Raw genomic sequence first — 20,176 nt, 5'->3', positions numbered from 1 at the left:
GCCGTTTTTGCATCGGATCGACGTCAGGTCGACGCGTGCACGGCGCGCAGCATGTCGTGCACGCCGGACGTCATCAGCGCGAGGAACGCGACCAGGCCGACGTAGCAGAGCGCGTAGGTCGTCTTCGTCTCGATCGACGTCGCGTAGTACACGCGGTTCTCCGGCGCGTCGGGATCGTAGCGCCACGCGCGCCTCAGCTGAGGCAGCGCGAGGATCGCCATCACGATCAGCAGCGGGCTCGGCCGATACGCGAACAGCGCGATCAGTACCGGTACGCCCGCGAACCAGATGCGCGGCGACAGCACCGCGGTGATCCGCCCGCCGTCGAACGGCGACAGCGGAATCATGTTGAACAGATTGAGGAAGAAACCCGTGTACGACAGCGCGAGCAGCAGGTTGCTGTCGGTGTGGCGCGCGGCCGCGTAGCACGCCAGCGCGCCGAGCGTGCCGACGAACGGCCCGGCAAGGCCGACGTACGCTTCCGTTTCCGCGTCGTGCGGCATCGCCTTCAACTCGATCCACGCGCCGACGAACGGGATGAAGGTCGGCAGCCCGACGTCGAGCCCGCGCCGCTGCGCGGCGACGTAGTGGCCGGCTTCGTGCACCAGCAGCAACGCGACGAAACCGGCCGCGAAGCGCCAGCCGTAGAACAGCGCATAGACCGCGACCGACGCGAGCATCGTGCCGGCCGATACGAGCACCTTGCCGAGCTTCAGGCCGCCGAAGATCAGCAGCAGCAGCTTCGTCATTCCTTGCGCTCCGTGGCGGCCGCGTCGGATGCGTCGGCGACGGCCGGCATCGCGGCCGCCTTCGGCTTGCGCCCGAAGAAACGCTTGAGCGCCGCGCCGCCGGCCAGCAGCGCGACCGCGCCGACCTTGAAGAACTTCACCGCGAACGCGCCGATCAGCGCGAGCAGCCCGAGCTTCTTCGCGCCGACGCCGACGATCAGCGCCGCGAGCCCGTACTCGGCGACGTGGTCGGTCGACTGGTTGAAGTCGGCGTAACGCTTGCCGTCGTTGAAGCGGATGTTCGACAGCAGCGCGTCGGCCGATGCCTTGTACTTCGGCAGGTCGGCGAGCGTCGACGCCATCGTCAGCGACAGGTAGCCGTCGCGGCCGAGCACGAGCGTCCGGTAGTTCACGCCGTCGGTCCCCGCATTCGGCGCCGCGCCCTTGTCGCGGATGATCGCGGACCACACGAGCCGGTGCGTGGCCGCGTCGTACGCGGGCGCCTTCGCCCAGCCGACCACCTCGGTTTCGGGCAGGCCGCGCGCCTTGCGCGCCGGGTTGTTTTCCTCGGTGCCGGCCTGCAGGCTTTTCAGCAGCTCGTCGGGCTTCCAGTCCTTCGCGTCGTCGTCGCGGATGTAGCCGCTCGGCTCGAACGACACGACCGAGATCCAGTCGGCGTCCGGATCGTCGGGCAGCACGAGGCCGACCAGCTTCGATTCGTCGATCGCGTTGCCCATCGAGCGCAGGTAGCGGCCGGCTTCGGCGGCCGGCACGAACGACTCGCCGGCCTTCAGCTTCAGCACGGCTTCGTGTTTCACGTCGATGTCGGTCGGCCCCTTCACGACCGCTTCGTTGGCGGCCGCGGCGGCGGCCCTCATTTCGACCTGCGCGGCTTCGGTCTGCGCGTGGCCGCTGGTCGCGGCGAGGGCGAGCGTCGCCACGCAGGCGAGCCGGACGGCAAGTTTTTTCATTGTTGGATTCCCCTGGAATGCCTTGTTGTCGATGTGCGCGGCGTCCGGCCCTGGCATCGTGGCCGCGGGTCCGGCGCCGCCTCTCAGGTGGCACGGGGGCTATGGTAACGCAGCGGCGCGGCGCGCCAGGGAGCGAAATGCGGGGCGGGAGGGAGGCCACGGTGACAGCCGGCGGAATCGACTCAAGCGGCGAAGCACGCCGGCCTGAAATGCTTACCTGCCGGGTAATGCCCGACGCGCGCAGGATTGCCTATCATCTCCACCATGAACTCGACCGCCGCCCTCCATTCGCTTCCCCCGTCCGCCGGCCGCGTATCCGGCATCGGCCCGCTGCTGCGCACGTGGCGTCAACGCAGGCGCTTGAGCCAGATGGCGCTCGCGCTGGAGGCGGACGTATCCGCTCGACACCTGAGCTTCGTCGAATCGGGCCGCGCGCAGCCGAGCCGCGAGATGGTGCTGCACCTCGCGGAGCGCCTCGACGTGCCGCTGCGCGAACGCAATGCGCTGCTCGTCGCGGCCGGCTATGCACCGCTGTTTCGCGAGCGGCCGTTCTCCGATCCGCAGCTCGATGCCGCGCGCCATGCGGTCGAAGCCGTGCTGCGCGGCCACGAGCCCTACCCCGCGCTTGCGGTGGATCGCCACTGGACGCTGCTCGCCGCGAACCGGATGCTCGGCGCGCTGGTCGCGCAGGCCGATCCGGCGCTGCTGCAGCCGCCCGTGAATGTGTTGCGGCTGAGCCTGCATCCCGACGGTCTCGCCTCGCGGATCGTCAACTGGCACGAATGGCGCGCGCATATCCTGCATCGGCTGCAGCGGCAGATCGACGCAAGCGGCGACCGCACGCTGCATGCGCTGCGCGACGAGCTCGCCGCGTATCCGGCGCCGGCCGGCCAGCCCGACGATTCGCACGCACGCACCGATTTCGCGGATATCGCCGTGCCGCTGCGGCTACGCACGGCGAACGGCGAGCTGACCTTCTTCAGCACGACGACGGTATTCGGCACGCCGGTCGACGTGACGCTGTCGGAACTCGCGATCGAGGCGTTCTTTCCGGCGAACCCGGAAACGATGGACGCGATGCGGGCGCTGGCGGACGCGTTGCCGGCGCAGTGACGCGCCGACAACGCAGCGCGTCGCACGGATCCCGTCTTCATGTGGACCACCGGCAAGCGCAGGCCGGTGCCGCCGCCGGCGCGAGCACATGCATCAGGCAGCGTCGCCGCCTCCTGTTCCTCGCCAGCGCGCGCGTGATCGTCGGCAGCCCGGCTGCCCGGCGCCGGTGATCGCTCACTGCCTCATCACGCCCCCACTCGACGAATGTCTGCCGAAGCATAGCGTTCAGCCGCCGCGGCAAACATGCGCACGACTCGAATCCATCAAAATGCGTCGTCGCGATCCGGACTTCGGATTCGCGAAGTTTTGACACAGCCGTGACGGAAACAAGCAAGTCGCCGTAATCCGCGCCCGGCTCCCGTCGCGTCGAGACCGACGAAGGTTAAATTTCGTTAGTAGACCTTTCATTTTTACAGATCGAAAAATCGATATCCGTTACGAAAGAGACACGAACGAATCGATGCAACCGGGATGGCGGGCGGGGGCCATGCAAGCCACAACACGATTTTTACATCGAGCTCAGGAAAACGAATGAACACGCATCATCAAGGGTTGGGAAATTCCGTACAACGCGCACCGCGCACATCGAAGGTCGCGCTGGCCGTCACGGTCAGCGCAGCCGTGGCCGCATTCGCCGCTTCCGCGCCCGCGCGAGCCGACTATGTGCAGAACGGCACGTCGACCGAAACGTCCGCGGGCTGCGTCGGCAACATCGCCATTTCGGGCAGCAGCACGTATCCGGCCGCGGCAACCGGCTGCGACAACATCGCGATCGGCACGGCGGCCGTCGCGAATTCGGGCTCGTCGACCGGCGCCTATAGCGAGACCGTCGCGATCGGCCGCATGGCGGCCGCGACCGGTACGTTCGCGACGGCCGTCGGCGGAAACGCCGTGGCGACCGGCGACCAGGCGACGGCGATCGGAACGGCTTCGAGCGCAGTTGGCGGCCAGGCAACGGCGGTCGGTAACGGCGCGATCGCGAACGGCGGCACGGCATCCGCCTTCGGCCAGGGCGCATTCGCAGTCGATCAGTCGATAGCCGTCGGGCAAGACGCGAGTGCCACCGCGACGTTCTCGACGGCCGTGGGCAAGGGCAGCATTGCCGCAGGCGGTACGGCTCTCGGCTTCCAGGCCAATGCCGGCGCGGCCGATGCGGTCGCGCTCGGTGTCGACAGCTCGGCATCCGCGACCGGCAGCGTCGCCATTGCCCGTGCGACGGCCTCCGCCGTGAACGCGGTCGCCATCGGCGAAGGGGCGAACGCCGCCGACGCGAACTCCGTCGCGCTGGGCGCGAACGCGACCACGCGCGCCTATACGACCGTCAATAGCGTGGCGCTCAACGGCGTGACCTACAGCGGCTTCGCGGGCACGCCGGTCGGTGTGGTCAGCGTCGGCAGCGCGGGTGCCGAGCGTCAGATCGTCAACGTCGCGGCTGGCGCCATCAGCGCGACCAGCACCGATGCGGTGAACGGCTCGCAGCTCTTCTCGATCGCCAATCAGGTGTCGACGCTGACGGCGGACCTGGCCAATCTCACGACGACCGTCGGCAAGATCTCGTCGAGCGTCCCGGGCGGCACGGTGACGAACTCGACCGACACCGCGATCGGCACGAATACGTCAGTCACCGCGACGAACGGCACCGCGGTCGGCAACGGCTCGAACGTCTCGGGCGACAACGGTACGGCTGTCGGCGTCAACGCCACGGTCACCGCAACGAACGGAACGGCCATTGGCACGAATTCGAAAGTCACGGCAGCGAACGGAACGGCGATCGGCACGGGCTCGAACGTGTCCGGCACGGATTCGACCGCGATCGGCACGAACAGCCGGGCCACCGCGAACAACGCGGTGGCGCTGGGCGCGAATTCGGTTGCCGATCGGGACAACACGGTGTCGATCGGCTCGCCCGGGGCCGAGCGCCAGTTGACCAACGTGGCGGACGGCACCGCACCGACGGACGGCGTGAACGTGCGCCAGTTGAACGGTGCGATCAACTCCGTGCGCGAGGAAATGTCGAAGTACCGCAAGGACGCGAATGCGGGCACGGCGAGCGCGATCGCCATGGCGAACCTGCCGCAAGCCGTGCTGCCGGGCGAGAAGGTCGTCGCGCTCGGCGGCGGCACGTACGGCGGTCAAAGCGCGATGGCGGTCGGCTTGTCCGTCGCGACGGCGAAATGGCTCGTCAAGGGCTCGGTCACGACGGCGGTGTCGGGGCACGGCTCGTTCGGCGCGGGGGCGGGCGTCGGCTACCGCTGGTAATCGGCTTGCGACAACGACGCGTCAGGGCGCTGCTCCTGACGCCGGACGGCCCGCCATCGGCGCCACGGCGCAGAGGGCGGGCCGCCATCACGTATAGAGCGACGCCTGCGGCAATTCCGCGGTCAGCGCGAACCGGCCCACATCGCGCAGCCGGTAGTCGAGCGGATCGTGCAGCGTATGCGTGCGCGCGTTCCGCCAGAAGCGGTCGAGGCCCAGCGACGCGGCCGTCGCGCGCGCGCCGCACGCGTCGAACAGCGCCTCGCCGTTGTCGAGCGCCGCGCGCTGCGCGACGATCTTCGCTTCGGATACCGCGAGCGCGACTTCGGCGCGTTCGTCGGTTGTCAGCTCATCCTGCCGCGCCCACGCGTGCTGCAACGCGACGGCCGCGCGATCGGCCAGCGCCGCCGCGGCGATCGCACGCACACGCATGTCGCCGAAGCGTTGCAGCGTGTACGGATCGTCTTCGGCCCGCTCGACGTCCGAATGAACCCACGGGCGGCCATGCTGCCGCACGTAGTCGCGCGCCTCGGCCAGCGCGCCTTCCGCCAGGCCGACGAACAGGTTCGTCAGCACGAGCTGCGACACCAGCGTGCGCAGCGTCGCGCGCGGCGTCGGCGGCGCTTCCGAGCGATGCAGCACTTCGTCCGCCGCGAGCGTCACGCCGTCGAAGCGCACGCTGCCGCTGTCGGTCTGGCGCTGGCCGACCGGATCCCAGTCGTCGTTGACCGTGATTCCGGCCCGATCGGTCGGCACCACGCCGAACACGGTGCGGCCGATGGCCGGATCGTGCGCGGACACCGTCATCCGATGCGAGCCGCGCGTGCCGGAACAGAAGCCCTTCACGCCGTCGAGCCGGTAGCCGCCGTCGGGCGTCGCCGTGGCCACGAGCCGCGTGTCGAGCGGATTGACCGCGTTGCCCCACCACCAGCGCCCGTCCACCGTGCCGCGCAGGTAGCGCTCGCGCTGCGCGGCGTTGCCCCATACGTCGACGCTCACCACCTGCAGGCACTGAAAGCCGACGAGATGCGCGAGCGCGCTGTCGACCCGCGCGACCTGCCGGATCACGTCGTAGATCGCCGGCCACGCCGCTTCCTGTCCGCCGAACGCGCGCGGCACCGCGAGCGTCAGCAGGCCCGCGTCGGCGAGCCACTGCTTCTCCCGCGCGGCATGACCGCCCGCGCGGTCGCGCTCGGCGGCGCTCACGCGCAGCGCGTCGATCGCGCGGGCCAGCGCAGCGCGGTCGACGGCCGGTGTATCGGTATCCGGCGCCAGCGTCGCCGGGCCGCGTGGATCGTTCATGCGACAGCTTCCTGTTCAACGGTTTCGCCCGACAGCGGTACGAGCGCGCCGAGCCGGCGGCCGGTCAGCCGCGACAGGATCTCGCGCCGCCAGTCGTCGTAGATGGCACGATATTCGGCGATATCCGCGCCGAATACCAGTGCGGTATGCGCGTACTCGTCATGCAGATAGCCGTCGAGCCGCGCCTGGGTTTCCTCGTCGGCCGCGATCACGCGATCGATCAGCGCGTCGCGCTCGGCGGGCGCAAGCGCGTGCAGCGTGTCGAACCACCACTGGACGATCCGCACGCGATGCCATTCCTCGTCCGGCCGGATCCGGTTCTCGCCGTGCTCGCGCATCGCGCTGTCGCCGATACGCCCCGTCTTGCGCTGGATCCACAGCTTCGCGAGGATGTGCAGCTCGTAATGCCATTCGAACGCGAGAAAGCCCGCGACGTCGCGCACCGCGATGTCGCCGATGCGCGCCCAGTGCGCGGCGACGAGCCGGTCGACTTCCGGCAGCGGATCGCGCCCGGTGAGTTCGGTTACGCGCTCGCGGCCGATCACCGCGTGCGCGCCGTCGTCGCCGAGCTGGCGCGACAAAATCAGCTGGAAATGCGGATCGTCGCAGAACAGCGTGTCGATCGCCTTCGCGACGACCTGCACGATGAAGAGATCGTGCGACGCCATCTTCGTGTAGTACTCGGCGACGGCGGCCCGTTCGTCGTCGCGCGGCTCGCGCGGCGGCGTCGCGAGTTTGTCGGGGAAGTCCGGACGATGGCGTCGCGCCACCTCCAGAAACAGTGCTTCCTCGAATTGTCCGTTCCATTCGCGCGGCGCGCCGATGGGCAAGGTCATGTTTTTTCTCTCAGGATCAGGAATGAAACGAGCGGACGCTCGTGGCGTCGCTCAGGTACGCCGGGTCACGCGTCGGACCAGGCGGTCGCCCGTGATTTGCACGGCCGAGACGAGCGCGATCAGGATCACGATCACGGTCGCCATGACGGTGGTGTCGAAACGTTGATAGCCATAGCGGATCGCGAGATCGCCGAGGCCGCCCGCGCCGACGGCGCCCGCCATCGCGGTCGAGCCGATCAGCGCGACGACGGTGATCGTGAAGCCGCCGAGCATGCCGGGCAGCGCCTCCGGCAGCAGCACGTGCCAAACGATGTGGCGGCGCTTCGCACCCATCGCGAGCGCGGCCTCGATCAGCCCGCGATCGACTTCGCGCAGGCTCACTTCGGCGATTCGCGCGAAGAACGGGATCGCGGCGATCGACAGCGGCACGACGGCCGCCCACACGCCGATCGTCGTGCCGATCAGCACGCGCGTGAACGGCAGCAGCGCGACCAGCAGGATGATGAACGGCGTCGAGCGGAACACGTTGACGAGCGCGCCGAGCACCGCGTTCACGCCGCGCCGCGCGTAGATGCCGCCGGGCGCGGTGGTCACGAGGATCACCGCGAGCGGGATGCCGATCAGCGCAGCGATCGCGGCCGACGCGGCGACCATCGACAGCGTGTCGCGAATCGCGTCGAGCAGTTCGGGCCACCAGAGCTCAAACATAGCCGAGCACCTCCGCATGATTCGCATGACGGCGCGCGCGCTCGAGCAGCGCGGCGACCGCCGCGCCGTGCGCCGCCGACGCGCCGGCGTCATCCGCACGCGGCGTCGCGGCGATCACGAGCCGCCCCTGCGCGTGCCCCTGGATGCTTTCGATGCCGCCGTGCAGGAACCGCACGGAGCCGCCGAGCGCCGCCGCGAGCGCGCCGACGTCCGGCTCGCCGCCGCTCTCGCCCGTATAGCGGACGTCCAGCACGATCCGGGCGCCGTCGGGCAGCGCGGATTGTTCGGGCAGCGGCCGCACGCGCGCGGCCAGTTCGGCCGGCAGGTCATGCTGCAGCGTGCTCAGCAGCGCGCGCGTCGCGCCGTGGCGCGGATCGCCGAACACGCGCCACACTGGGCCCGTTTCGACGACTTCGCCCTGTTCGATCACCGCGACCGTGTCGCACACCGCGCGGATCACTTCCATCTCGTGCGTGATCAGCACGATCGTCAGACCGAGGCGGCGGTTGATGTCGGCGAGCAGCGCGAGGATCGATTGCGTGGTTTCCGGATCGAGCGCCGACGTCGCTTCGTCGCACAGCAGCACCTCGGGATCGTGCACGAGCGCCCGCGCGATGCCGACGCGCTGCTTCTGCCCGCCCGACAGGCTCGCCGGATACGCGTCGCGCTTCGCGGCGAGCCCGACGAGATCGAGCAGCGCGTCGACCTTGCGCACGCGCTCGGCCTTCGGCACGCCGGCGATCTTCAGCGGCAGCGCGACGTTCTCGAATACCGTCTTCGCGGACAGCAGGTTGAAATGCTGGAACACCATGCCGGTGCGGCGCCGCAACGCGACGAGGCCGTCCTCGTCGAGCGCGCCGACGTCGACGCCCTGCACGCGCACGCGGCCCGAGCTCGGCCGTTCGAGGCCGTTCAGGAGCCGCAGCAGCGTCGACTTGCCGGCGCCGCTGCGGCCGATGATCCCGAACACCTCGCCGCGCCGTACGTCGAGCGTCACGTCGCGCAGCGCGGCCGCCTGGCCGCGCGGCGTCGCGAATACCTTGCCGACCTGCTCCAGCGACACGGCCGCGCCGTCGGCCGGCGTCACGGCTTCGTCATGCGCTGCCGCACCGGCGCCCGCCCCGGCCCGCACGGCCGACGCCTCGATGAAACCCAGCGTATCGAACAATTGCGTCATCGCTTCGCTCCGTCACGTTCAGGCATGCGCGGGATGCGCGGGTTCGGCCACGGCCGCCGGCCGATGCCGCGCGCCGGTGTGCCAGGCGGGCAGGCGCGGGCCGGCGCCGAACAGCTTCTCGCGCAGCGTCGGCGCGGGATCGTAGTCTTCCTTGTAGACGCCGCGATTCTGCAGCTCGGGCACGACCCAGTCGACGAAATCCTCGAACGACTCGGGCATCACGGTGCGCGTCAGGTTGAAGCCGTCGATGCCGGTCTCGTCGATCCACGACTGCAGCTCGTCCGCGACCTGCGACGGCGAACCGACGATCGGCGCGTAGCGGCCGCCGAGCGACATCTGTTCGAGCATGCGGCGCACGGTCCACGTGCCGGTCGTGCTCTTGCGCGAGATCGCGTCGACGGCCGACTGGATCGAATCGGTCTTCACGTACGAGATCGGCTCGTCGAGGCCGTATTTCGCGAAGTCGATGCCGGTCGAGCTCGCGAAATGCGCGAGGCCGGCTTCCGGGCTCGCGTAGCGCCGGTATTCGTCGAACTTTTCGCGGGCAAGCAGTTCGGTCTCGGCCGTCACGACGCTCACGCCGGCAAAGATCCTGATCGACGCCGGGTCGCGCCCCTGCCGTGCCGCGGCCGCGCGAATGTCGAGCGCCGCCGCGCGCGCCGCGGCCTTGCTTTGCCCGTTCACGAACACGCATTCCGCGTGGCGGCCCGCGAACTCGACGCCGCGCGCGGACGAGCCGGCCTGGTACAGCACCGGCGTGCGCTGCAGCGACGGTTCGCTCAGATGAATCGCATCGATCGAATAGAACGGCCCGTCGTGCTTCACGCGCCGCACCTTGCCCGGCTGCGCGAACACGCGCGCCTGCGCGTCGCGGATCACCGCATCGTCGTCCCAGCTCTGTTCCCACAGCTTGTAGACGACGTCCATGTAGTCGTCGGCGCGCTCGTAGCGGTCGTCGTGGCCGATCTGCTGCGCGAGGCCCATCCCGCGCGCGGCGCTGTCGAGGTAGCCGGTGACGATGTTCCAGCCCACGCGCCCTTTCGTCAGATGATCGAGTGTCGACATGCGGCGCGCGAACAGGTACGGCGGCTCGTAGGTCAGGTTCGCGGTCACGCCGAAGCCGAGATGCCGCGTGACCTGCGCCATCGCCGGCACGAGCAGCAGCGGATCGTTGACGGGCACCTGCACCGACTCGCGCAGCGCGACGTCGGGCCCGCCGCCGAACACGTCGTACACGCCGACGATGTCCGCGAGAAAGATCCCGTCGAACTTGCCGCGCTCCAGCGTCCTCGCGAGATCGGCCCAGTAGTCGAGATCGGTGTAGTGCGCGGAGCGGTCGCGCGGATGCGTCCACAGCCCGTGATTGATGTGCCCGACGCAGTTCATGTTGAACGCGTTGAGCAGGATCTTCTTGCGGTTCGCCGTCGTCATGCCGCCTCCGTCACCATGCGATCGCGTACAGCGAGCCGAACGCGTTGTCGAGCGCACGGCGCACGGCCGGCGAATGCTGGTAGATCGAGATGAACTTGCGGATGCGCGCGTCGTTCGCGCTCTCGGGCCGCACGACCCACTGGATCGCGAAGTTCTTGTTCTCGGTGCCGTCGAACAGCAGCGCGCTGTTCGGGTCGGTCGTGCCGGCGAGCTTGATGAAGCTCGGGTAGCCCTGCGCGAGATCGACGTCATCGAGCGAACGCGCGAGCTGCGACGCTTCGAGCGCGATGATCTTCAGGTGCTTCGGGTTGGCGACGATGTCGTGCGTCGTCGCGCGGTAGTCGGCGCCCGGCTTCAGCGTGATGAGCCCCGCGCGCTGCAGCAGCAACAGCCCGCGCCCGCCGTTGACCGGATCGTTCGCGATCGCGACGCGCGCGCCGTCCTTCAGCTCGGCGAAGCTTTTCACCTTCTTCGAATAGAGGCCGATCTTCATGATCGTGCCGGGCGCGATCGAGATGAAGTTGTAGCCGCCCTGCTTCTTCGCGTTCTCGAGAAACGGGATGTGCTGGAAGTAGTTGACGTCGATGTCCTTGTTCGCGAGCGCCGCGTTCGGCGTATTCCAGTCGGTGAATTCGACGATCTTCACGTCGAGGCCCTGCTCCTTCGCCTCCTTCGCGGCGATCTTCAGCGCCTCGATCTGCGGACTGGTCGAGATGCCGACCTTCAGCGGCGCGGTATCGGCGCGCGCGCCGTTCAGCAGCACGACGCCGAGCAGCGCGGCCGTCAGCAGGCGGGCCACGCTGGCCACACGGCCGGCGGAAAAGCGGGCGGAAAACACGGGATGCAGCATGGGAACCACTCTCCTGTCCAAAGACGGTATCGACGGATGAGCGACGCCGCGGCGAACGCGCGGGCGTTCTCCGGACAGTCGTCGTCGCATCGGAAAAAGATCAGCCGATGATAGAGAGCGGCGGGTGGGCGGTCTACGAAGCGATTGTGCGAAGAAAATCGCGCGCGGCGATATGGCGGGCGGCGGCCCGGGCGGCTGGCATGGCCGGCCGCCCGGGCCGCCGCCAGGCCGAAATCTCGGCCTGAGCGCCGCGCCGATTCCGAAATCTCGGCCAGCCTGCCTGGAAAACCCTTTCCGCAGGCGAAACAAATCCCTTATGAATCAATGCATTAAAAATATTCCGGCAAGCCGGAATACTGGCACGGGGGTTGCGTAATAGACGGCACACGATGCCGCGAAGCGATGCAGGCATTCCAAACATCAGGAGACACGTCTTGCAGACCTCTATCCACACCCCGTCCCATCCGGAACCGATTGCCGCCGCCGGTCCCACCACGCGTGAACGCTTCTGGCCGGAAGGCTGGTGGAAGCTGATGGAAATCCGCATCGGCATCATTCCGCTGCCGATCTACGTGATCCTGTTCGGGCTGATCGTCGGCTTCGCGGTGACGGGCAAGGTGCCCGGCGAGATCTCGATGGCGATCGCGGTGCTCGCGTTCTTCGGCTTCACCTGCGCCGAACTCGGCAAGCGCCTGCCGCTGCTGCGCAACATCGGCGCGGCCGCGATCTTCGCGACCTTCGTGCCGTCGGCGCTCACGTACTACCACGTGCTGCCGAAGCCGGTGCTGAACCTCACGGTCGAATTCACCAAGTCGACCAACTTCCTGTACCTGTTCATCGCGTCGATCATCGTCGGCAGCATCCTGAGCATGGATCGCCGCGTGCTGATCCAGGGCTTCGTGAAGATCTTCGTTCCGCTCGCCGTCGGGTCGGTCGCCGCGGCGATCGTCGGCACGGCCGTCGGCACCGCGCTCGGCCTCGGCGCGCGCCACACGCTGCTGTACATCGTCGTGCCGATCATGGCGGGCGGCGTCGGCGAAGGCGCGATTCCGCTGTCGATCGGCTATTCGGAACTGATGCACCTGCCGCAGGGCGAGATGTTCGCGATGGTGCTCCCGTCGGTGATGCTCGGCAGCCTGACCGCGATCATCCTGTCGGGCGCGCTCGACATGCTCGGCAAGCGCCTGCCGCATCTCACCGGCAACGGCCGCCTGCAGGTCGGCGAAAGCGGCGACATGACGCCGGAGAACGAGGAGATCCGCGGCCACGTCGACGTCACGCACATCGCGGGCGCCGGCATCACCGCGATCACGCTGTATCTCGTCGGCCTGATGGCGCACAAGCTGTTCGGCCTGCCCGCGCCGGTCGCGATGCTGTTCCTCGCGGTGCTGGTGAAGCTCGCGCGCGCGGTGTCGCCGCCGCTGCAGGAAGGCGCGTTCGTCGTCTACAAGTTCTTCTCGACCGCCGTCACGTATCCGCTGCTGTTCGCGATCGGCGTCGCGATGACGCCGTGGGACAAGCTGACCGCCGCGTTCACGATCGTCAACGTGGTCACGATCGTGTCGACCGTCGCGACGCTGATGGGCACCGGTTTCGTGGTCGGCCGCCTGCTGAAGATGTACCCTATCGACACCGCAATCGTGAACGCCTGCCACAGCGGGCAAGGCGGCACCGGCGACGTCGCGATCCTGACCGCCGCGAACCGGATGCAGCTGATGCCGTTCGCGCAGATCGCCACCCGCATCGGCGGCGCGATCGTCGTCACGGTCACGCTGATCCTGGTCGCGCACTTCGGATAACGCGCGGCCGCGCGCACCGTCGCGCCGGCTGCTTCGCACGCGCCGCCGCCGGCCCTGCCGGCGCGCGGCGCGTGTCGTTCGGGGAGGGCCGGTGGCGGAGGGCCGGTTGCGGACGGCCGGTTGCGGACGGCCGGTGGCGGACGGCCGGTAACGGGCTTCGATGAGGACGAACGTGCAGAAGAGCTTCAAGGGAATCCCGTGGTGGGGCTGGGCTTCGGCCGCGGTGCTGTACGTCGGCGTGGCCGGCGCGGCCGTCGATTTCGCGTGGGAACGCGCGATCGACGCGCTCGAGGAGGCCGGCGCGCACCGGCTCGACCTGTATGCGTCGAGCCTGAAAAGCGAGCTCGGCCGCTTCGAGATCCTGCCCGGCCTGGTCGCGCGGCAGGATGGCGTGCGGGCGATGCTGAAAGCCGCGCCGAACGATGCGCCCGAACTCGTGCATGCGGTGAACACCTACCTCGAAGCCGTGAACCGCGACGCGGGCAGCGGCGCGGTCGACGTGATCGATCTGCAAGGCGACGTGATCGCCGCGAGCAACTGGAACGAGACGATCAGCTTCGTCGGCACCAACGTGTCGTACCGGCCGTATTTCAAGGACGCGCTCGCGCGCGGCAGCGGCCGCTTCTTCGGCATCGGCACCAACACCGGCGTGCCGGGCGTCTACTTCGCGAGCGCGGTGCGCAGCGACGGTGCGCCGATCGGCGTCGCCGCCGTGAAGATCAGCGTCGACCCGCTCGAATCGGCGTGGGGTGCGCCGGGCGTCGCCGCGCTGGTCGTCGACAGCAACGGCGTGGTCGTGATCTCGACCGAGCCCGCGTGGAAATTCACCGCGCTGCGCCCGATCACCGCGCAGCAGCAGCGCGACATCCAGGCGTCGCGCCAGTATGCAGGCCGCACCGTCGACGCACTGCCCTATCGCCGCATCGGCGAGCGCGGCTCGGCCGCGTGGTTCGGCACCTTCCCCGATCCGCGCCACGCCGGCCGCACCACGCGCTATCTCGTGATGTCGCGCCCCGCGCCGCAGGCCGGCGATTCGCTGATGGTGCTGCTCGACATCGCGGGCGCGCGGCGCCAGCAGCAAACGGCGTTCGTGTTCGTCACCGGCGCGTTCCTGATCGTCGCGCTGCTGGTCGGCTATGCGATCCAGCGGCGCCGGGCGATCCTCGCGCGGCTGAGCGCGCAGGACGCGCTGCGCCGCGCGAACGACCGGCTCGAGCTGACCGTCGCGCAGCGCACGGCCGCGCTGACGGCCGCGAACGAGCGGATGCAGCGCGAGATCGACGAGCGCGAGCGCACCGAACAGCGGTTGCGTGCGTCGCAGCAGGAAGTCGTGCACGCGGGCAAGCTCGCGGTGCTCGGGCAGATGGCCGCCGGCCTCACGCACGAGCTGAACCAGCCGCTCGTCGCGATCCGCACGCTGTGCGACAACGCGCGCACGTTCTTCGAACGCGGCCAGCCGGCGCCGGCGCTCGCGAATCTCGAACGGGTCGGCAAGCTGGTCGACGGCATGGCCGTGCTTACCGGCGAGCTGAAGACCTTCGCGCGCAAGCCCGACGTCGAGCGCGTCGCGGTGTCGCTGAACGAGGCCGTCGCGCATGCGCGGCTCATCTACGACGCGCGCATTCGCGACGAAGGCGTGCGGCTCGACGTCAACATCGCGCCCGGCACGACCGTCTCGGCCGAATCGAGCCAGTTGCAGCAGGTGATCGTGAACCTGCTTGGCAACGCGCTCGACGCGGTGCACGACGCACCGGTGCGCCGCATCGTCATCGAGGCGGCCGAAGTGGACGATGCGGATGGCGCCGGCCGCGTGCGTTTCACGGTGGCCGACAGCGGCGCCGGCATCGCGCCCGACGTGCTGCCGCACCTGTTCGAGCCGTTCGTCACGACCAAGCCGCGCGGCCAGGGCCTCGGGCTCGGCCTCGCGATCACGTCGCGCATCGTCGAGGCGTTCGGCGCGCGGATCGCCGCGACGAACCGCGACGAAGGCGGCGCGCAGTTCACCATCGAATTCGCGGCGGCGACGCCGCAACAAAGGACAGAGCATGGAAGATGAGATTCGGGTGCTGGTCGTCGAGGACGATGAAAACGTCCGGATCGGCGTCGAGCAGGCTGTCGCGCTCGCCGGGTTCCCGGTCGATGCGTTCGCGTCGGCCGCCGACGCGCTCGCGCACGTCGCGCCCGGTGCGCCGGTGGTGATCGTGTCGGACGTGCGGATGCCGGGCATCGACGGGCTGCAGTTGCTCGACCGCGTGATGGCCATCGATGCGCAGATTCCGGTCGTGCTGATCAGCGGCCACGCGGACATCTCGACGGCCGTCGGCGCGATGCAGGTCGGCGCGTACGACTTCATCGAGAAGCCGTTTTCGTCGGACGTGATCGCCGGGCGCGTCGCGCGCGCGGTCGAGAAGCGCCGCCTGACGCTCGAGGTGCAGGGGCTGCGCGCGGCACTGAACAACTGGCAGGGCATCGAGGCGTTCGTGCTCGGCAAGTCGCCCGCGATGGCCGACGTGCGCAAGAAGATCCTGCGCCTCGCCGATACGTCGGTGTCGGTGCTGATCACCGGCGAGACGGGCACCGGCAAGGAGTTGATCGCGCGCAGCCTGCACGACTTCGGCAGCCGGCGCGACGCCCATTTCGTCGCGCTGAACTGCGGCGGCCTGCCCGAGCAGGTGTTCGAGAGCGAGTTGTTCGGGCATGAGGCCGGCGCGTTCACCGGCGCGATCAAGAAGCGCATCGGCAAGATCGAATGGGCGGATGGCGGCACGTTGTTCCTCGACGAGATCGAGACGATGCCGATCGCACTGCAGATCAAGATGCTGCGCGTGCTGCAGGAGCGCGTGGTCGAGCGGCTCGGCGCGAACGACCTGATTCCGGTCGACTGCCGCGTGGTGGCCGCGTCGAAGGCCGATCTCGCCGAACTCGCGGCCGACGGGCGTTTTCGCGCGGACTTGCTGTATCGCCTCAACGTCGCGCAGATCGAGCTGCCACCGCTGCGCGAGCGGCGCGAGGACGTGCCGCTGCTGTTCGAGCACTTCGTGCTCGCGGCCGCGCGGCGCTTTGGGCAGCCGGCGCCGGTGCTTACCGCCGCGCAGGTGTCCGAACTGATGACGCACGCGTGGCCCGGCAACGTGCGCGAGCTGCAGAACGTGGCCGACCGCTTCGTGCTCGGGCTCACCGGCGACAGCCTGCTGTCGTCCGGCGAGGCGCCGGCCGTGGGCAGCACGCTCGCGGAACAGCTCGCGTATTTCGAGCGGATGCTGATCGAGGACATGCTGCGGCGTCACCACGGCAACGTCGCGGACGCGAGCGAGGCGCTCGGCATGCCGAAGAAGACGCTCTATCACAAGCTGCGCCACCTGCGAATTCCCGCGCGCGGCGACGCGGCGGCCGACGGCGGCGAATGACGCGAACGAGGACACGTACTCCGGCATGGATCGCATCGACATCACCGAACACGGCCGCGTCAATGGCCACTTGATCCGCGGCGTCACGCGCGCGCGGAAAACCTTCCGCCCGAGCGACTGGCCCGAGCGCCTGGCGGGTGTCATCACGCTGTTCGTCGGCGAACGGCGGCCAGGCTATCCGTGCGCGCTGTCGCGGCTCGCGATGCCCGTCGTCGACGGCGACGGCGTCAAATGCCTGTTCGTGTCGGACGAATTGCGCGCCGTGTGCGCCGATGCGTTCGAGTTCGCGATGCAGTTCGCGGCCGACAATGATTTGCCGGTCGAGCTTCAAACCGCGCCGGCGCTGGCGGTGCGGTGACGCGCGGGTCGCGTTTGGTGGCCTACTCCTCTGCGTCGAAAAGTGCTTCGAACGCGTTTTGGCACAACTGATGCATGCTTGAGCGCAATTCTTTCGTCATAAATTTGCAGCGTCCGAACCGCCAAGTCACGGATGCGCGGGTTCGATACATCCTAACGTGGCCATGTGAAATCACTCGGCCACGTTAGGGCTCCCTTACGCATGCCCCATGCGCCCCAAATCCCATGCCGCTTCAAGGCGCCGTGACGTCATGCGGTTCGCCGTCGATAGACGCCCACTCGAACCGTATGCATATAGGGACTGATTAAAGGTCGGCCGCAGCCGTGATCGCAGGACCTGCCCGACAAGGGTTTCCCGCCGAGCCATCAATAAAATTGATCGTCACGATGAAAATTATGCGTTTTCCTTGCAGGTCGCCGTGATGCATAGTTGCGTCGTGTTGACGCACCTTTGAGTCTTTCAGCCATGAACATGCGAATCGAGCCGTCCGTGCTCGCGAACCCCGACCTGCAATTTGCGACGCTTTCGTCAGGCATCAGCCTGCCGTATGTCGAGCGGGGCGGCGGTGCGCCGATGGTGTTCGTGCATGGCTCGCTGTGCGACTACCGCTACTGGGATCCGCAACTCGCGGCGCTATCGGCCCACTACCGCTGCATCGCGCCGAGCCTGAGCCACTACTGGCCGGCCGTCGAAGCGGGCATCCAGGACGAGTTCAGCTGGCAGAACCACGTCGACGAGCTCGCCGAATTCATCGACGCGCTCGATCTCGGCCCCGTGCATCTGGTCGGCCATTCGCGCGGCGGCAGCGTCGCGTTCAACGTCGCGCGCCAGCATCCGCACCTCGTCGAATCACTGACGCTCGCCGATCCGGGCGGCCCGCTCCAGCAGCCGGGCGTGCGCGAAGCCGCGCTGCCGGCCGCCGCGATCGCGCTGCGCACGAAGGCCGTGAACCTGATCGAGCAGGGCGAAGTCGAAGCCGGCCTCGAGATGTTCGTCGATTCGGTAAGCCTGCCCGGCGCATGGAAGAAGAGCACGTCGCGCTTTCGCACGATGGCGATCGACAACGCAAGCACGCTGCCGAAGCAGTTGCGCGACCCGCTGCCCGCGTATTCGCAGCACACGGCCGGCGACATCGCATGCCGCACGCTGCTGATCGACGGCCAGCGCAGCCCGAAGATGTTCCGCCACAACGTCGACACGCTGTCGCAGTGGATCGGCCATGCGCAACGGCAGACCGTCGCCGGCGCATCGCACGGGATGAACGCCGCGAGCCCTGCGGTGTTCAACCGTTACGTGCACGAGTTCGTCGCCGCGTAATGGCGCGGGCGGCATGCGCGCCGCCCGTCTTCCTCTCTCTTGCAGCAGCGAAACGGCGCGGGTGTCCGCATCGTTTCGCATCCCTCTGCATCCGTCTACATTACGCCGCCGGCGCCGCCTTGCGCGTCACCGCGTCCGGCAAACCGAACACGCTGTCAAACGCCCAGTTGTACGCGAACGTGAAGATCGGGAAGAACACGATCAGCACCGCGTCATACAGGAACGCCTGCCATAACGACACGTCGAGCCACCACGCGATCAGCGGAATCAGGAACGTCACGAGCGCGACCTGGAACCCGATCGCATGCACGACACGCCGCCCGACGGTGCGCGTCGTTTCCGCACGCCGCCGCTCCCATGCCTCGAAGCCGAGGTTGTACAGAAAATTGACGGTGACGCCCGTCGTCGAGATCATCACGCCGAGCACGCCGCTCGTCGCCGCGCTCGCGCCGCTCAGCATACCGAGCACCGACGACGCGACGAGGATGCCGAGCACCTCGAACATCACGACGTAGACTATGCGTCTCTTCCATCCTTGCATGACCGACCACCTTCGTTTCGAACCAGGTGGCGAGACTACAGCGGGCACTTCGTCCGCAAAAGTCAGGTCGTTTCAATTTTTCTGACAGGAGCGGGCAGACCATGCTGACCAGCGATCACATCGACATGCTGCTGACCGTCATCGACAAAGGCTCGTTCTCGGCGGCCGCGCGTGCGCTCGGCCGCACGCCGTCGGCGGTCAGCATGGCGATCGCGAACCTCGAGGCCGAGCTCGATCTCGTGCTGTTCGACCGCGGCTCGCGCGAGCCGACGCCGACCGCCGCGATGGCCGCGCTGCTGCCCGACGCGCGCGCGATCGCCGAACGGCTGCATGCGCTGCGTGCGCATGCGCAGCACTTGTCGGAAGGCGTCGAGGATTCGCTGCGGCTCGGGCTCGCCGCCGAAATCGACGGCGCGCCGATTGCGCGCGCGCTGACGGCCGTCGCGGTGAAATATCCGGCGCTCGCGGTCAGCGTCGTCACGGCGCCGCAGGACGCGATCGTCGACGCGCTGCATCGTGGCGCCGTCGATCTTTGCGTCGCGTACGGCGGACTCGATCTGCATCCGCAGGAACAGATTCACGCGCTGTGGACCGAGACGCTGATCGCGGTCGCCGCGCCCGGCCATCCGGCGATTGCCGAAGCCGCGCATCCGGAGGCGATCGAGCGATTGTCCGGGTTCCGGCAGATCGTGATCGCCGATCCGGAGCGGCCGCTCACCGACGTGCGGCCGCTGATCGGCAACCGCACGTGGAAGGTGACCGACATGGCGACCGCGATCGCGCTCGTGAAGGCCGGCCATGGCTGGGCGAATTTGCCGGAGTCGGTCATCGGCCGGTATGTGGCCGACGGCGAACTCGCGTCGCTCGTGTTCGCGAACATTCGCAACGGGCTGCCGTTGCCTGTGTATTTGCGGCGACCGAAACATATGGGGCTCGGCAAGGCGGCAAGCGCGCTGGTGCGGGCACTGCGGGCCGAACGCGCGGAGATGTGAGCGCCGCCGCACCCGTCGGAAGGTGCCGAGTGAGATTGACCGTTAGTTGCGGCACGCGGTGCGGTAAAAAGGTTCTTCGGAAATTTCCGTGGACGTCGCCTTCCGACCCGCTGCAGCCATCGGATGCCCCGGCAACTCGACGGCAAGGTTCAATGCCAGGCTGACCTTCGAATGTCCAACTGCATGCACCGGCGAAGGTCCTCAGACAGTAGCACTGACGGGCCGTTACTCCGCGCTTGGGTAACGGACTGCGCAAGCGGGCGCCCGGGGCTGCCCTTTACTCTCTTGACGCGGCGTCAGGAGCCGTTCAAGCAGATCGGGGCTGTCTAGTTGCGCAATCCACCAGTTCAAAGCGTTCCCTACCTTGTCCTCGCGCCAAGCGAGGTAGCC

The 20,176-nt window shown here is 68.4% G+C and carries 17 protein-coding genes; 8 read left to right on the top strand and 9 right to left on the bottom strand.

Annotated elements, in window-relative coordinates:
* Positions 1-23 precede the first annotated feature (23 nt).
* The gene (locus tag C5F75_RS32830) at positions 24-749 is read right to left on the bottom strand and encodes a site-2 protease family protein (RefSeq protein WP_059582102.1); all 726 of its coding nucleotides are present in this window, start codon (positions 747-749) and stop codon (positions 24-26) included.
* Complete coding sequence (locus tag C5F75_RS32825; RefSeq protein WP_059582099.1) at positions 746-1,699, bottom strand: DUF2167 domain-containing protein; 954 nt, start codon at positions 1,697-1,699, stop codon at positions 746-748. Before C5F75_RS32825 ends, C5F75_RS32830 begins: the two co-directional genes overlap by 4 nt.
* 264 nt (positions 1,700-1,963) lie before the next feature.
* On the opposite strand from C5F75_RS32825, the gene C5F75_RS32820 reads away from it, so the two are divergent.
* Entirely contained in the window at positions 1,964-2,812 is an 849-nt protein-coding gene (locus C5F75_RS32820) for a helix-turn-helix domain-containing protein (RefSeq protein WP_104013331.1), read from the top strand.
* A 531-nt stretch (positions 2,813-3,343) separates the two neighbouring features.
* A complete protein-coding gene (locus C5F75_RS32815) occupies positions 3,344-5,071 on the top strand; it encodes a YadA family autotransporter adhesin (protein ID WP_060011283.1) in 1,728 nt (575 codons plus the stop codon).
* Positions 5,072-5,158: 87 nt separating this feature from the next.
* On the opposite strand, the gene C5F75_RS32810 is transcribed toward C5F75_RS32815, so the two are convergent.
* Genes C5F75_RS32810 through C5F75_RS32785 form a run of 6 tightly spaced genes read right to left on the bottom strand, consistent with a single transcriptional unit; the run spans position 5,159 to position 11,372 of the window.
* Positions 5,159-6,370 (bottom strand): acyl-CoA dehydrogenase family protein, encoded by a 1,212-nt coding sequence (locus tag C5F75_RS32810; RefSeq protein WP_059582091.1) that lies wholly within the window; start codon positions 6,368-6,370, stop codon positions 5,159-5,161.
* Positions 6,367-7,206, bottom strand: a complete 840-nt coding sequence (locus C5F75_RS32805; RefSeq protein ID WP_059582089.1) for a hypothetical protein — start codon at positions 7,204-7,206, stop codon at positions 6,367-6,369. The genes C5F75_RS32810 and C5F75_RS32805 overlap by 4 nt, the downstream gene beginning before the upstream one ends.
* A 51-nt stretch (positions 7,207-7,257) precedes the next feature.
* A complete protein-coding gene (locus C5F75_RS32800) occupies positions 7,258-7,914 on the bottom strand; it encodes a methionine ABC transporter permease (protein WP_027781522.1) in 657 nt (218 codons plus the stop codon).
* The gene (locus tag C5F75_RS32795) at positions 7,907-9,091 is read right to left on the bottom strand and encodes a methionine ABC transporter ATP-binding protein (RefSeq protein ID WP_059582087.1); all 1,185 of its coding nucleotides are present in this window, start codon (positions 9,089-9,091) and stop codon (positions 7,907-7,909) included. The genes C5F75_RS32800 and C5F75_RS32795 overlap by 8 nt, the downstream gene beginning before the upstream one ends.
* A gap of 18 nt (positions 9,092-9,109) precedes the next feature.
* A complete protein-coding gene (locus tag C5F75_RS32790) occupies positions 9,110-10,522 on the bottom strand; it encodes an LLM class flavin-dependent oxidoreductase (RefSeq protein WP_060011282.1) in 1,413 nt (470 codons plus the stop codon).
* Positions 10,523-10,532: 10 nt separating this feature from the next.
* Positions 10,533-11,372 (bottom strand): MetQ/NlpA family ABC transporter substrate-binding protein, encoded by an 840-nt coding sequence (locus C5F75_RS32785; protein ID WP_059582083.1) that lies wholly within the window; start codon positions 11,370-11,372, stop codon positions 10,533-10,535.
* Positions 11,373-11,806: 434 nt separating this feature from the next.
* Here C5F75_RS32785 and C5F75_RS32780 point away from each other — a divergent pair, with 434 nt between their 5' ends.
* From C5F75_RS32780 to C5F75_RS32760, 5 genes are all read left to right on the top strand, one after another.
* Positions 11,807-13,171 carry a 2-hydroxycarboxylate transporter family protein gene (locus C5F75_RS32780; protein ID WP_059582079.1) on the top strand — a complete coding sequence of 455 codons (1,365 nt, stop codon included), beginning with the start codon at positions 11,807-11,809 and terminating at the stop codon, positions 13,169-13,171.
* 160 nt (positions 13,172-13,331) lie between these two features.
* Complete coding sequence (locus C5F75_RS32775; protein ID WP_059582076.1) at positions 13,332-15,227, top strand: sensor histidine kinase; 1,896 nt, start codon at positions 13,332-13,334, stop codon at positions 15,225-15,227.
* Complete coding sequence (locus tag C5F75_RS32770) at positions 15,217-16,578, top strand: sigma-54-dependent transcriptional regulator (protein WP_059582072.1); 1,362 nt, start codon at positions 15,217-15,219, stop codon at positions 16,576-16,578. Before C5F75_RS32775 ends, C5F75_RS32770 begins: the two co-directional genes overlap by 11 nt.
* Positions 16,579-16,603: 25 nt before the next feature.
* The gene (locus tag C5F75_RS32765) at positions 16,604-16,936 is read left to right on the top strand and encodes a DUF3579 domain-containing protein (RefSeq protein ID WP_059582069.1); all 333 of its coding nucleotides are present in this window, start codon (positions 16,604-16,606) and stop codon (positions 16,934-16,936) included.
* 465 nt (positions 16,937-17,401) lie between these two features.
* A complete protein-coding gene (locus C5F75_RS32760; RefSeq protein ID WP_059582067.1) occupies positions 17,402-18,253 on the top strand; it encodes an alpha/beta fold hydrolase in 852 nt (283 codons plus the stop codon).
* A 100-nt stretch (positions 18,254-18,353) separates the two neighbouring features.
* Here C5F75_RS32760 and C5F75_RS32755 read toward each other — a convergent pair whose 3' ends face one another.
* The gene (locus tag C5F75_RS32755; RefSeq protein ID WP_059582064.1) at positions 18,354-18,794 is read right to left on the bottom strand and encodes a PACE efflux transporter; all 441 of its coding nucleotides are present in this window, start codon (positions 18,792-18,794) and stop codon (positions 18,354-18,356) included.
* A 101-nt stretch (positions 18,795-18,895) separates the two neighbouring features.
* On the opposite strand from C5F75_RS32755, the gene C5F75_RS32750 reads away from it, so the two are divergent.
* Positions 18,896-19,786, top strand: coding sequence for a LysR family transcriptional regulator (locus C5F75_RS32750; protein ID WP_059582061.1), 891 nt, complete (start codon positions 18,896-18,898; stop codon positions 19,784-19,786).
* Positions 19,787-20,176: the final 390 nt, after the last annotated feature.

Source organism: Burkholderia anthinoferrum, from assembly GCF_002925705.1.
GTDB lineage: Bacteria > Pseudomonadota > Gammaproteobacteria > Burkholderiales > Burkholderiaceae > Burkholderia > Burkholderia semiarida.
The sequence above is the reverse complement of the archived record's forward strand: the minus strand, read 5'-3'. Positions and strand labels throughout refer to the sequence as shown.